Source organism: Lacibacter luteus (assembly GCF_004118265.1).
Lineage (GTDB): Bacteria > Bacteroidota > Bacteroidia > Chitinophagales > Chitinophagaceae > Lacibacter > Lacibacter luteus.
The window spans coordinates 457,432-470,387 of sequence record NZ_SDHW01000003.1; the positions used below are offsets into that span (position 1 = coordinate 457,432).

Below are 12,956 nucleotides of genomic sequence, written 5' to 3' on the forward strand. Positions count from 1 at the left end.
TTTTGAGAATGCTTTTTTAGTTTGTTACATAATCTTTTAAATACACACAGGAGTTAAATACCTCGTTATAGGTTTTTGTTTGTTTGTAGTTTTTGATCAGCTCCGGAAAATATTTATTCCGTTGTATGTCTTTCGCATACTGCTCATTTGCTTTTTCGTATTGATCGTAATCGGGATAGGCATTATAGTCGGGCACTATCATTTGCTTTTGCGAACATTTTGCAGCCATAAATAAACATCTTGCCTGGAAGCTTTTATCTGCAGTTAATTCTTTTGCCTTTAAATAATATTGCTCTGCTGCAAAAACACCATAATACTCTTTTTTCCAGGCCTCTTTTTGCGTTAAGCCGGTAAGTCCGTCGTTACCACTCCAGCCATATTCCTGCAGCAACCAGCTGTTGCCCCAGTAGCTTGCTTGATACAATCCGTTTGCCAACTGATAAAATGCTTTTGCCTTTTGTTCGTTTGTTCCGGTTGTACTTTGCTGCACCAGCCCATTCATTTTTTGAACGTACTGCAACTTGTTGTAAACAACAGTGTCCTGTTTGGTAGGTGCATGTGTATCGTACAACAGATCGGCAAAAGGGTTTGCAGCAAGGTAGGTTTTGTAAGGGTCTTTTTTATAATAACTGCTGCTAACCTGTTTCAGCCATCGTTCGGCATTGTTCCAGTTTTGCTCACGCAGGTAAGCAGTGCCGGCAACATCGGCTACTTCATCTTTTGTATAGCTGTTGTTATCGACCATAAATTTTTCCCAGGCTGTTTTTGCGGAGGAAGTAACGAGCTGGTATAATGTTTCAATCTCTTTTCCTTTTAGTTTAGTGCGCAGATACGATAACGAGCTGTAACTCCAGTAACCATAATCTTCGTATCCATCGTATTTCACATACATGATCTTATCTGCACAACCCAATGCCAATGCTGCTTTATGTGGTTCGTTTTGTTTTTCGTATTGCACTGCAATAATTTCCGAAAACAGATTGCGGTAGAATTTCTTCCATTCTTCATCCTGTTTTGCTTTTGTTTCCAGCCATTGAACGGAAGGTAAAATGCCTGCTTCAAATGCAGCGTCAAGCTTTCCTTTTTGATTGATTTGTACCAACAGGTTGGTGAGCATCCATTGATCTTTTACTTTATCTGTAAGTGGCAATTGTTTTGCCGATTGCAGATAAGTAGTTGCCTGTTTTAAATCTTTACTCATGTAGGCGATATATGCCGCAGCAACTTCAAACAAAGCTTTATTTGTAACAGCAGCATTGCCTGCAACATTATGGCAGAACTTCATCATTTGTTTTGCCTGCTGTTCGCTTGCAGCATAAAGGCTATCGTAGTTTGGTTTATCAGCATCCCATCCAAACAAACTCCACGAGTACATGATCTTTTCGCCTTTCAGTTTTTGTATAGATGGATGCAGGTATTTTTCTTCCAGCTTATTTACTTCACGGGTTGTAAGCAGCTCAAGCATTGGAGACGAAGGATCGAGCTGATAAATACTTTGCAGGTGCAGCAGATCATCGGCTGTGCTGTTCAATGCATAAACAGCAATAACATTTGCTTTCTCTTTATTTGTTTTGCAGTACTTCAACACGGCTTCTTTTGAAATACCAGGCTCATCTTCGTTGTTTTCGGTACTGAATATAAAACTGATGTAATTACTTCTTCGTTTAACAGCATTATCGGCACAGAGTTGAGCAAAGCGGTAAGCAGCTTCTTCCCTTTTGCCTGTACGCAATAATGCACCTGCATACAATGCCTGCGATAAACTATGCAATTCACTTTTGGTAGTATTGGTTGCTATGTAGCTGTTGTAATAACTGATGCAGTTTTTGTATTGTTCTGTATAATGTGCAAGCCTTGTAACCTGGTAGCCATAACGTAGTTTAATGAAATCGGTTTTAGCAGCAGTCCATAATTGAATACCGCTTTTAATTAAGCGTTGCATTTTTACACTGTCCCGTGTAAGATCTTCCCAGGGGTTTTCATCGCCTGTAACAAAAGGCTCTACTTGTTTTGCATACAGTAAATAACCCAACGCTTCAAGGTCTTTCGATTGCATGAACCATTTAGTAATGCTGTTTCGTTTTACTGAATCGGCAACGGTAAGCGGTTGTTTCTTTTCAAGATGATTATAGATTGCTGCAAGTTGTTTGTAACTGTACTTCAATACAAAATCCTGCACCTCTTTTTGAGAAGCTGTATTACCTGTGTAGGCAACCCACTCGGCGCTTGTTACTTCTTTAGTTGAGAGTGGTTCAGCTTCATCATATAAAAAACGATAACCTGTATAATAAAATGGACGATAGGTTTCATCGGTCTGCAGCTTTTGCGAAAAGAAACTTGTATAGTAATCATATGGGTCTTCGCTTGGTCCGCAACCAATTAAATTTTGCGGAAAGCAAAGAATGCTACTGCTGATGAAAACGGCTATACAAAGCTTCCAGTTCATGTGTTGGGTGTTTAGATAAAAGTAATGGATCGAGATGATATAATAAGATGCGTGTTTGTTGGTTGATGGACGAAAGATGCTTTGAAACATAACCGGCTGTTTCTTTAATAGCGGCACTGCTGCTTTCTTCATAACGCAATACATCGCCTTTGTAGAATTGAATGTTGCTGATGCTTGTATCAACCAAAAAACGATACCGGTTATTCTGTTTAGTGCAAATGCTGCTGCTTAAAGTTGACGGGTCAACAGTTTGTACGATTCCTTTAAATTGATTGTTGCGGAACAATACCGACCATTCGAATAAAGGCAGCGCCACATCTAACTTTAAAGGATAACTGCTTAAACCGCTGAGATACTTTTTTAACTCCTCCACTTCAATAATGGAATTGCCGGTAGCCGGATTTTTAAGATTGCCCATATTGTAACACATCAGCAAACCTTTATCAACAGGAGGTATACCTGTTCGGCTGCTGAATTTCACCTGGTGCAAACGTATTGTTGCAGACAGTAAACTGTTTTTAAAAAGTACGGATGATTGCATCTGGCTCTTTATCTGTTGCAGCAGAAAAAAATAGGCAGCCTTTGTTGCTTGTGTCCAGTCGCAATCGATCTGGAGTTCGCTGTAATGTTCGGTTGTAAGTTGCTTGCTGATGTTGGTTAGAAGTACAGTAATGTTTTTAGCCAATGAGCGAAGTGCAGCCGAGTCGCTTTGCTGCAATGTTTCATTAGTAATAAAAACAACAGGCACAATTGCAATGTTTTTATTTTTTAGCTGTACTAATGTTAAGCTGTCTGCTGTTAACCTTGCTACCGGTGCGGAACCATTACCATCGCTTGCAACTGTAACATCAAAATATTTTACATACAGTTGCTGCACCTGTAATTGTTGCAAGCTGTTTAACTCAGTGCTGCCGAGTAGCAGTTTGCTTTTCCAATAATAAAAGCCACGTTCAACAAAACGTTGCGGTTGCTGCCTGCAACTGCTTATAAAAATTAATAAGCAGATAACAGGAATGCAGTAGCGGCAAACCCGTTTCATCCAAACATTTGTTACATTGCAGCGTTCCAATAAATTAAAATTATGTGCGAAAATAGGAGAAGCATGTTTCGTTTGGCATACCTGCCTGTACTGATTTTTATTGCTGTTACTGCAAAGGCTCAGTTGGTAAGCGGCCCCATGCTTGGCCCGGTTGAATTACGCACCGCTAAATTATGGATAGAAGTAGTACCCGGCAGCAGTGCCGATTTTTGGTATTGGAAAAAAGGAGAGTTAGCAACAGCAAAACGTGTTATTAAAGAAACAAGCGTCGATCAATGGTTTGGCCCTTTACAGTTTGATGCGGTAGATCTTGAACCAAACACAACTTACGAGTATCGGTTTCGTATTAACAATACCGGTAACATCAAACCAATGAAATCGGACGGCACGTTCACTACAAAAGAACTCTGGCAATGGCGTAAACCCGCTCCCGACTTTGCGTTCTTAACAGGATCCTGTGCGTACATCAACGAACCTCCTGTTGACAGACCCGGCAAACCTTACGGCGGCGACTCGTCTATTTTTGAAACAATGGCGAAAGAAAAAGCAGCCTTTATGTTTTGGATGGGCGATAACTGGTACACTCGTGAAGTAGATTACTACGACGCATGGGGTTTATGGAACCGTGCAAGCGATAACAGGGCTGCACCGGTAATGCAGAAATTCTGGAAATCAACTTCGCATTATGCCATGTGGGATGATCATGATTATGGCCCTAATGATATTGGTGTAAACTACATTCTGAAAAATATTTCCCGTGAAGTATTTATGAACTATTGGTTAAATCCCAGCTATGGGTTTAACGATAAAGGTATTTACACCACGATCAGTTATGGCGATGTTGATATTTTTATTATGGATGATCGTTGGTGGAGAAGTGCTGATAATATGAAGGACTCTGTAAACGGAAAACCAAACCCCGATAAACAAATGTGGGGTAAGCAGCAGATAGATTGGTTGAAGAATTCCTTACTCTACAGTAAAGCAACGTTTAAGATTATTGCAAACGGAAGCCAGGTGCTTAATCCTGCATCGCCTTTTGATAAATTATTGAACTGCCCGGTTGAATATTATGATGTAATGGGTTTTCTTGAAGACAATAAAATTCCCGGTGTATTGTTCATGAGTGGCGACCGGCATCATAGCGAAGTAATAAAAGTAAACAGAGCATCTGCATATCCTTTGTACGATATCACCATTTCTCCATTAACAGCGGGCACACATACATTCAGCGGACCGGAAAAAAACAATCCGTATCGTGTAATTGGTATTGATGAAAAGCAGAATTATGGTAAGCTTAGCTTTACCGGCGAAAAGGGTAAACGAAAACTTACAGTTGAATTTTTTGGTGTAAAAGGAGAAAAACTGGGAGAGTGGAGTGTAAACGAGAGCGATCTGAAGTATAACCGGTAAATTTGCAGGCTTATTAAACAGAACAGGCATGAACATTTCTTTTACATATAACCGCAGCAAAGTAATACAGGCACTACGGTATCATTTTATTTCCAAAAAGGAAATTCGTTTGCTCATCATTTTTGTAAACGTGTTTGCTTTATTTGCAGCTGCCATGTTCTTCTGGAAAAAAATCACACCGGTTGCATTTTTACTCAGCTCTTTTTTGTGGTTTGCATTAATGATCTCTTTTTGGTTTATTCTGCCACTTACCGTGTATAACAGAGCCAAAACGTTTAAAGATGCTTTTAATCTTACTTTTTTGGATACCTACATGCATATCGAGAACAACAACGGAAGTAAGAACTGGAATTACAACTCATTTAAATACTTTATTGAAACGCCTAATTTCTTTCATCTGTATATCGACGACCGGTCGTTCTTCCTCATTCCAAAAGATGCTTTTGTTAACGACGACGATACGCACAATGCCCGTGTTTTGTTGCGGGATAAGATAGGGCAGAAGTAGTTTTTGAACTTAACTCAATTTTTTTTCCTTCAATAAACCGGAATATTATTATTCAGTACTTACTGTAAATCAAATTTTTAGGGTTTTCACATAGGGATATTACGAGTTTTTTGCATCGGAAAAATCCGAAAAAGTATTGCATTCGTAAATCCTACGTATTATGTTTGTGGTGAGTTAAGTAGATACCCCTAGAAAACAAAACAATCATCCGTCTGTGAAAAAGTACAAGTTCCCTCGCTTTCTTCAACAGTAATTCACGGCACTTATTGGTTTATTTTTTGGGGTTTGATCACAAATCAAATTCTGCTTTTCTACCCGTACCTAAAAGAGATTGTATGAAAACAGTTGTACTCGTTTGCACGCTTTTTCCTGTAGTTTTTTTTACACAGGCGCAAAGCTCAAAAGATTTACCGGCTCCTGTGGCCAATCTTCAAACCCTTGCAGCAGGGAGTTATGTTATTCCAATGGATAATACACTGCAACTTAATTCCTCGGGTTATTTTAATTTAAAAAGTTACGGTCTTATTATGCACTTACTGAACAATGCTGTAAAAGTTAAGTGGGCAATTAAAGCAGGTAAGACAAAAGATGGTACCGACTTTTCAGGAACTGCAACAAGGTTATTGCCAACTACAACAGCAATCCCTTCTGTTTATAATTTTCTTGCAGGCCCGTTTGTAATTGCAGCTGCGGACACAACAGGAGTGGCTGCAAAAATTCAATCGTTTTACACAAGCAATGGACTTACTGGTACAGACAGACCTGCCGTTTATAAATTAACATTGGCATCTTCAAATGTCGACATCCGTTATGATCTTACAGGTTTTATTCCTAAAGGAGTTATATTAAATGATGGTGCAAATACTGCTGTACACACAGGGTACATGACAAAGTGTGCAATACCATCAGCAAACTATGCTATTGGATCTGCAACCGATCTTGTTAGTAAATGCTATACGTTTGCAAGCGAACCTCATATTGATGCAACATCAATGAACAGTACTTATGCAAATGCTGTTCGCATATTCACCAGCTATGGCGGCAATTTTTTAGCACAATGTGAAGCTGTTTTGAGTTATGAAAACAGCACATCGGGTCATTTTCACACAACCAATGGCATATCAAAAGTAAATACAGCTATTGCAGCTTCTTCTACAGTTTATCCTAATCCCGATCTTGCATATTCGCAGTACCAGGCGGAGTTTGATATTGCACAAAGTGGAAGTGTACGTAACTGGGTACTCGCTTCGGGCAGCTCCTATCAGAACAATGCACATGTTCATGCATCTGGCGGCACAGTGGCATCGCCAACACCTGTAGGCGCAAGTGTTGCTAAAAGAAACAGTTCAACACAAGCAGGCGGACTTATTTTTTATATCGGTAATCATGAATTTACATCCACAACAAGCTATAGTTCCATTAATGGAATCCGAATGTACATGAATGCCTTTCTTACGCCAACTACATTAGGACGTACTTGTACAATGGGCAGTTATTTAATGGCGGTGTTAACATTGCAACTCAACGAATTTTCGGTACAGCAAAAAAACGAATATGCTGAATTAAACTGGTCTGTTCCGGAAAATTCTACAGCGAGTCAATTCATTATTGAACGCAGTACCGATGCCGTCAATTTCCGGGAGGCCGGTATTGTGTTTTCAAAAACGGGGATGAACGAGAACGTAATGTATAAGTTTAAAGACCTGGTTAGAAAAGCGAATACTTCAAATCTGTATTACCGGATTCGTTCTGAAGATGAGAAAGGAAAGTATGAGTATTCGGAAGTTCGTGTTTTAAAAATCGAGTCAACGAATAGTTCTACAGCTGTTACAACTTATCCTAATCCCGTTGTAAATAAGGTTTCTGTTTCATTACCTGTTGCATGGCAGGGTAAGGAAATCAGTTATGAAGTAATTGATATGAACGGGAAAACAACCGCCTCTTTTAATGGCGCTGTAAACAGTGTTTTGCAGGAACTGAGCATTGGGCATTTAAAAGCCGGGTATTATTATCTCCGCATACAGTGCAATGGAGAAACCATCAACAAGCAAATACTCAAAAAGTAATCTACGGGCCATTTATAAACAAAATCCGGGTCTTTCAAGGCCCGGAAATTTTTTATGTATTAAATTTGGTTTATAAAATAAATCAGTTTATGTTTGTGTCTTATTTATAAGAAATGAAGACCTTAACCTTACTCATCAGCCTTATCATCACTTTCCAGAGTTGGAGCCAAACCAATATCAGTGGAACTGTTCTTGACAATAAAAAGAAACCTGTGCCGGGTGCATCTATCGCCATTAAAGACTCGTACGATGGTGCAACTGCCGATTCGTTGGGGCGGTTTAAGTTCAAAGCATTTGATAAAAGCAACCAGGTATTGGTGATTACTGCAATCGGGTTTAAACCGCTTGAGATTCCTGTTGAATTAAAAGGTGGAGAACTTACTATTCCCGTTCTGTTAAAAGAAGAAATAACCGAAATGAGTGCAGTAGTAATTACAGCAGGATCGTTTGAAGCAAGCGATCGCAAACGTGCAGCTGCAGTGCTTTCTTCCATTGATATTGTTACAACAGCCAGTGCTAATGGCGACGTTACAGGTGCGTTGAAAACATTACCCGGTGCACAACAGGTAGGTGAGAGTGAAGGCTTATTTGTTCGTGGCGGTACTGCTGCCGAAACAAAAACATTTATTGATGGTACGTTGGTGAACAATTTCTTTTTCAGCAGTGTGCCGGGCATTGCACAACGTGGACGTTTTTCGCCGTTCATTTTTAAGGGAACAGTTTTCAGCACGGGTGGTTACAGCGCTTTGTATGGTCAGGCTTTATCTTCTGCATTGATACTGGAGTCAATTGATTTGCCCGAACAATCATCGGCCAGTTTAAACGTATCGGTAATTGGTGTGGGAGCAGGTTTTCAAAAACTCAATAAACAAAAATCTGCATCTTGGGGTATTAACTACGGTTATACAAATCTTACTGCAGCATTTGCCGTAATTAAACAGCAGCAGGATTACAGTAAAGCACCAACTGCTCATAATATCGATGCCAACTTCCGTATTAAAACATCGAAGAATGGTATGTTGAAGTACTATGGTTTTTATCTCACAAACAGTTTGGGCTTTCGTCAAAACAGCCTCGATTCAATGGGGTATAAAGATCGGTTTGGGTTAACCAATGGCAACATGTACCATAACCTTAGCTGGAAAGAGAATTTAAAGAATAAGTGGAAGTTGAATGCCGGTGTTTCTGTTTCTACCAATAAAGATGATATTGCTTTTGGTATGCAGGATGCAAATAAGAACGATGTGTTGCTCACCGGTTTGGAATACAAACAGTTTGATGTAAACAATAAAGGTTTTTATGCCAATGCACGATTGGTGTTGGAAAAGAAATTCAGAGGATTGAATACACTTCGTTTTGGATCAGAGTTCAATCACAGCGACGATAAAAATAAGTTCACAGCATACAATGGAATGATCTTTAAATCACGTTTGATTGAGAATGTATATTCTTTGTTTGCAGAACAGGATGTGTACCTCACCAACAAACTTGCAGCAAAACTGGGAGCAAGAGCCGAGCATTCTGCTTACTTAAATAAAACGAATCTTGCACCACGTGCATCGCTTGCATACAAACTGGGTAAAGAAAGCCAGGCTTCATTGGCATATGGCATCTTTTATCAAAATCCTGAACTGCGTTACCAACCTGCTGTTAACCCGTTAACGTTTATGAAAGCAACACATTACATTGCACAGTTTCAGAAAACAACAAGTGCCACCACATTTCGTGTAGAAGCATTTTACAAGCAGTACGATAACCTTATTAAAACACAAAGCATAAACGGTCGTGAAGTTGGCAGCAGTAACAAAGGCTTTGGTGAAGCAAGTGGCTTCGAATTGTTCTGGAGAGATAAAAAGAATGTAAAGAATCTTGATTACTGGATCTCGTATTCTTTTCTCGATACCAAACGTGATTTCTTAAACTTTCCTACAGCCATTACACCAAATTTTGCGGCAAAACATACGGCTTCATTGGTAATGAAAAAATTTGTTACAAAGTTGAAGACTAATTTCAATTTATCGTACAACTATGCAAGCGGAAGGCCGTATTACAATATCCAGTACGATGGTAATACCAACAAAACATTCTTTGCAGATAAGGGACGTATTCCCGATTATCACAACGTAAGTTTTGCATTGAACTATCTGCCTTCGATTGGTAAAACCAATGCAAAAACATTTGCAGTGTATGTGCTGAGTGTAAGCAACATCTTTAATATAAAACAGGTGTACGGTTATAATTATTCCGGTAATGGAATGCGCAAAACAGAACTGGTGCCACCATCCCGCATGTTTATTTTCATTGGTGCATTTATCAGTTTTGGAGTAGACAGAAGTGAAGATGCGATCAACAATAATCTTTAATACAAACGATATGATGTACCTGTTGTTTAAAATAATTCACCTGCTGGCCGTTGTAGCCTTTTTGGGAAACATCGTTATTGGATTGTTCTGGATGAAGTGGGCTTATCGAACTGCAAATACCGGTTATCTGCAGCATACAGTAAACGGTATAATTGCAGCTGATAGAATCTTTACGCTTCCCGGTGTTGTTGTAATTACAATTGCGGGCATCATGGCTGCAGTAAAAGGAGGCATTCCTATGTTGAGCACCGGTTGGATATTCTGGTCGATCGTTTTGTTTACCTTATCAGGAATCATCTTTATGGCAAAGGTTGGGCCGTTGCAAACCAAAATGAAAAACTACCTCACACAAAGCATCAGTAACAATAGTTACACAAACGATGAGTTTAAAAAACTGATGAAGCAATGGGAGTTCTGGGGCTTGTTATCGGTGCTGACACCATTGCTTGCATTTTTATTTATGATTTTAAAATGGCCATTGTTAAGTCCTTTGGCTGCATAAAATAAATTTCATTACCATTCAACTTTATCTAACATGAGTAACTTTCAACGCATCTCCGATGCAAACGACGACAAAGACAAAAAACTGTGGGAGCTTGCACAAAAGCGGGTTGCCTTCAAACGTCATCTTGTAACCTATGTAATTGTAAATGCATTTTTATGGGCAATGTGGGCTATCAATGGCCCCTCTAATTATCATGGTCGCATACCCTGGCCTTTATGGTCAACGATCGGTTGGGGAATAGGGCTGGCCTTTCATTTTGCCGGCGCTTATATTACTACGGGCGAAAACAGTGTAGAGCGGGAATATGATAAACTGAAAAACAAACAATAAACTTTCATCATCAAAACAAAACACATGAAGAAGATACTTCTTGCGATCCTTTTTGTAAACATCGTTTTTGCTGTAAGTGCACAAAGCGAACGCTATACCGGTGCTATGGCAAAAAATCTGCAGGCAATGGGCGAAGCAAAAACTGCCGATGCTATGCTCGATGTGGTAAATGCATTTGAACGTATTGGCAATGCAGAAAAAACACAATGGTTACCTTATTACTATGCAGCAGTTGCACAGGTGTGGCATGCGTTTATGGTAAACGATCCCAAACAAAACGATGTGCTGGGCGATAAAGCAACTGCGTTTCTTGCCAAAGCAGAAGAGCTGGAAAAAAACAATTCGGAAATAGCGTTGGTAAAAGCAATGATCGCTACTGTAAAAATGATGGTTGACCCGATGAGCCGTTACATGCAGTACGGTGCAATCATTGCAGAGAACACCGCATTATCGAAAAAGCTTGATCCGAACAACCCACGCCCTTATATGTGGGAGGCACAAGGCATCAGTCGTACTCCAGAACAATTTGGTGGTGGTTGTGGAAATGCAAAACCGGTGTTTGAAGAAGCAACCAAACGATTCGAAACATTTAAACCTGCATCAGTACTTCATCCTAATTGGGGTAAAGAGCAAAATGCCCAGGCATACGCTGCGTGTAAATAATGTGTATTAGTCCCGGAGGTTACACTTCGGGACTATCTTATTTTTGAAGTTTAAACAACAGTACATGGAGCAACAAGACTTTTCAGCAAAAGACAGTCTGCAACTGATCGAATCCATGATCAGCAAAGCACAAAACCGTTTTAACGAAAACGGTCATCTGTATTTATTATGGGGCTGGGTGGTTTTGCTTTGCAGTATTGTAAGTTTTGTTTCCATTTACTTTTTCTCAAATTTTAAAAACCTGATGTTCATCTGGATGCTTACGATTCCAACAGTCGTTTACCAGATGATCTATCTTGCCCGTAAAAAAAAGAGTGAAGGAGTACGTACCTACACCGATGAGATCACCAATTTTGTTTGGGTTGTATTTGTAGTAATGGGTTTTCTTGTTGGCATCATCATCGGCAGGAGTGGTCACCCGGAATTGTTTAATCCGCTTATACTGATGCTTTATGGAATGCCCACTTTTTTATCGGGTGTAATTTTAAAGTTTATGCCGTTACGTTTAGGCGCCATCAGTTGCTGGGTACTTGCACTGTGTTCTGTTTTTATTCCATATGAGTTTTCTTTTTTATTATTGGCATTGGCAGTAATAACAACCTGGATCGTTCCGGGTTATTTACTTCGTTTACGTTTTAAAACCCAGTCTTGATTTTATGGAAGAGAAACAATTAACAGAACAGGAAAGCCTGCAGCTGATTCAGCAAATGATCAGCCGTGCAAAAAACAATTTTGTTGATACCGGCATTGGCCCTATTCTCTGGGGTGCTGTTATCAGCTTTTGCAGCATCGTTCAGTTTCTGATCATCCATTTTCAATGGCACTTGCCGTTTGATGTGTGGATACTTGCATTGGCAGCCATTATTCCCCAAATATTTATTTCTGTGCGTGAACGTAGAGAACGTAAAGCAAAAGGCTGGGATGATGATATTATGAGTTATGTATGGCTATGCTTTGGTATTGGCGTGTTCATCGTCAACTTTTTGAACAATGTGGCAGCCGATGCAGTTAATCCATTGCTGAACGATTACCGTGAGATAACAGGCAAAGAAAATATTCCCAATTTCTGGACATACGGGTCTTCTTATTTATTGTTTGTGTACGGTTACCCAACCATTGTTACGGGTGCTGCACGAAAGTTTAAATTGATGACAGTTGGTGGAATTGTTTGTTGGGTAAGTGCATTAATAAGTGCGTTCACCATTACCAAGTTCGACTTTCTGCTGATGGCTGTTTCTGCTGCTTTGGCCTGGTTGATACCCGGCATTGTGTTACGATCAAACTATTTGAAGGGAAAGAACGAACAGCATGTTTAAAGATCTTGATCCCATATTACATTCGCAATTACGGCTTGCCGTTATGAGCCTGCTTATTGGTGTAAAGGAAGCGGAGTTTACATTCATTAAAGAAAAAACCGGTTCTACAGCAGGTAACCTCAGTGTGCAGATAAGCAAACTGAAGGACGCCGGTTATGTTGATGTGCTGAAGCAATTTAAAGACAACTATCCGCAAACGATCTGCAAAATTACTCCGCAAGGTGTTACCGCTTTTGAAACCTATGTAAAAGCCTTGCAAACTTATTTGCCTAAATAAGTTTTCGGTTTTATCTACCCTTATCTTTAC

At 39.7% G+C, this 12,956-nt stretch carries 12 protein-coding genes; 10 read left to right on the plus strand and 2 right to left on the minus strand.

The window, feature by feature from the left end:
• Window positions 1-16: 16 nt before the first annotated feature.
• Both ESA94_RS13005 and ESA94_RS13010 read right to left on the minus strand, forming a co-directional pair.
• Entirely contained in the window at window positions 17-2,446 is a 2,430-nt protein-coding gene (locus ESA94_RS13005) for a hypothetical protein (protein WP_129131335.1), read from the minus strand.
• A complete protein-coding gene (locus ESA94_RS13010; RefSeq protein WP_129131336.1) occupies window positions 2,406-3,485 on the minus strand; it encodes a hypothetical protein in 1,080 nt (359 codons plus the stop codon). Before ESA94_RS13010 ends, ESA94_RS13005 begins: the two co-directional genes overlap by 41 nt.
• Before the next feature lie 63 nt (window positions 3,486-3,548).
• On the opposite strand from ESA94_RS13010, the gene ESA94_RS13015 reads away from it, so the two are divergent.
• The 10 genes from ESA94_RS13015 to ESA94_RS13060 all read left to right on the plus strand — a co-directional run bounded on the left by ESA94_RS13015 (window position 3,549) and on the right by ESA94_RS13060 (window position 12,926).
• Complete coding sequence (locus tag ESA94_RS13015) at window positions 3,549-4,898, plus strand: alkaline phosphatase D family protein (RefSeq protein WP_164972738.1); 1,350 nt, start codon at window positions 3,549-3,551, stop codon at window positions 4,896-4,898.
• Window positions 4,899-4,926: 28 nt separating this feature from the next.
• Window positions 4,927-5,406 (plus strand): YcxB family protein, encoded by a 480-nt coding sequence (locus tag ESA94_RS13020; RefSeq protein WP_129131338.1) that lies wholly within the window; start codon window positions 4,927-4,929, stop codon window positions 5,404-5,406.
• Between the two features lie 335 nt (window positions 5,407-5,741).
• On the plus strand, window positions 5,742-7,472 hold the full coding sequence (locus ESA94_RS13025; protein ID WP_129131339.1) for a T9SS type A sorting domain-containing protein: 1,731 nt from the start codon (window positions 5,742-5,744) through the stop codon (window positions 7,470-7,472).
• Between the two features lie 113 nt (window positions 7,473-7,585).
• Window positions 7,586-9,835, plus strand: coding sequence for a TonB-dependent receptor (locus ESA94_RS13030; RefSeq protein ID WP_129131340.1), 2,250 nt, complete (start codon window positions 7,586-7,588; stop codon window positions 9,833-9,835).
• On the plus strand, window positions 9,813-10,337 hold the full coding sequence (locus ESA94_RS13035; RefSeq protein WP_129131341.1) for a DUF2269 family protein: 525 nt from the start codon (window positions 9,813-9,815) through the stop codon (window positions 10,335-10,337). The genes ESA94_RS13030 and ESA94_RS13035 overlap by 23 nt, the downstream gene beginning before the upstream one ends.
• 33 nt (window positions 10,338-10,370) lie before the next feature.
• Complete coding sequence (locus ESA94_RS13040) at window positions 10,371-10,670, plus strand: 2TM domain-containing protein (RefSeq protein WP_129131342.1); 300 nt, start codon at window positions 10,371-10,373, stop codon at window positions 10,668-10,670.
• Window positions 10,671-10,694: 24 nt separating this feature from the next.
• The gene (locus tag ESA94_RS13045) at window positions 10,695-11,333 is read left to right on the plus strand and encodes a hypothetical protein (protein WP_129131343.1); all 639 of its coding nucleotides are present in this window, start codon (window positions 10,695-10,697) and stop codon (window positions 11,331-11,333) included.
• A 64-nt stretch (window positions 11,334-11,397) separates the two neighbouring features.
• Window positions 11,398-11,985: a hypothetical protein gene (locus tag ESA94_RS13050; RefSeq protein ID WP_129131344.1), complete on the plus strand. Its 588-nt coding sequence runs from the start codon at window positions 11,398-11,400 to the stop codon at window positions 11,983-11,985.
• A gap of 4 nt (window positions 11,986-11,989) precedes the next feature.
• Window positions 11,990-12,649, plus strand: coding sequence for a hypothetical protein (locus tag ESA94_RS13055; protein WP_129131345.1), 660 nt, complete (start codon window positions 11,990-11,992; stop codon window positions 12,647-12,649).
• On the plus strand, window positions 12,642-12,926 hold the full coding sequence (locus ESA94_RS13060; RefSeq protein WP_129131346.1) for a winged helix-turn-helix domain-containing protein: 285 nt from the start codon (window positions 12,642-12,644) through the stop codon (window positions 12,924-12,926). The genes ESA94_RS13055 and ESA94_RS13060 overlap by 8 nt, the downstream gene beginning before the upstream one ends.
• Window positions 12,927-12,956: the final 30 nt, after the last annotated feature.

Coding starts and splice junctions, on each gene's coding strand:
- ESA94_RS13005 (WP_129131335.1), bottom strand. CDS start 2,446: ATGAACTGGAAGCTTTGTATAGCCGTTTTCATCAGCAGTAGCATTCTT.
- ESA94_RS13010 (WP_129131336.1), bottom strand. CDS start 3,485: ATGAAACGGGTTTGCCGCTACTGCATTCCTGTTATCTGCTTATTAATT.
- ESA94_RS13015 (WP_164972738.1), top strand. CDS start 3,549: ATGTTTCGTTTGGCATACCTGCCTGTACTGATTTTTATTGCTGTTACT.
- ESA94_RS13020 (WP_129131338.1), top strand. CDS start 4,927: ATGAACATTTCTTTTACATATAACCGCAGCAAAGTAATACAGGCACTA.
- ESA94_RS13025 (WP_129131339.1), top strand. CDS start 5,742: ATGAAAACAGTTGTACTCGTTTGCACGCTTTTTCCTGTAGTTTTTTTT.
- ESA94_RS13030 (WP_129131340.1), top strand. CDS start 7,586: ATGAAGACCTTAACCTTACTCATCAGCCTTATCATCACTTTCCAGAGT.
- ESA94_RS13035 (WP_129131341.1), top strand. CDS start 9,813: ATGCGATCAACAATAATCTTTAATACAAACGATATGATGTACCTGTTG.
- ESA94_RS13040 (WP_129131342.1), top strand. CDS start 10,371: ATGAGTAACTTTCAACGCATCTCCGATGCAAACGACGACAAAGACAAA.
- ESA94_RS13045 (WP_129131343.1), top strand. CDS start 10,695: ATGAAGAAGATACTTCTTGCGATCCTTTTTGTAAACATCGTTTTTGCT.
- ESA94_RS13050 (WP_129131344.1), top strand. CDS start 11,398: ATGGAGCAACAAGACTTTTCAGCAAAAGACAGTCTGCAACTGATCGAA.
- ESA94_RS13055 (WP_129131345.1), top strand. CDS start 11,990: ATGGAAGAGAAACAATTAACAGAACAGGAAAGCCTGCAGCTGATTCAG.
- ESA94_RS13060 (WP_129131346.1), top strand. CDS start 12,642: ATGTTTAAAGATCTTGATCCCATATTACATTCGCAATTACGGCTTGCC.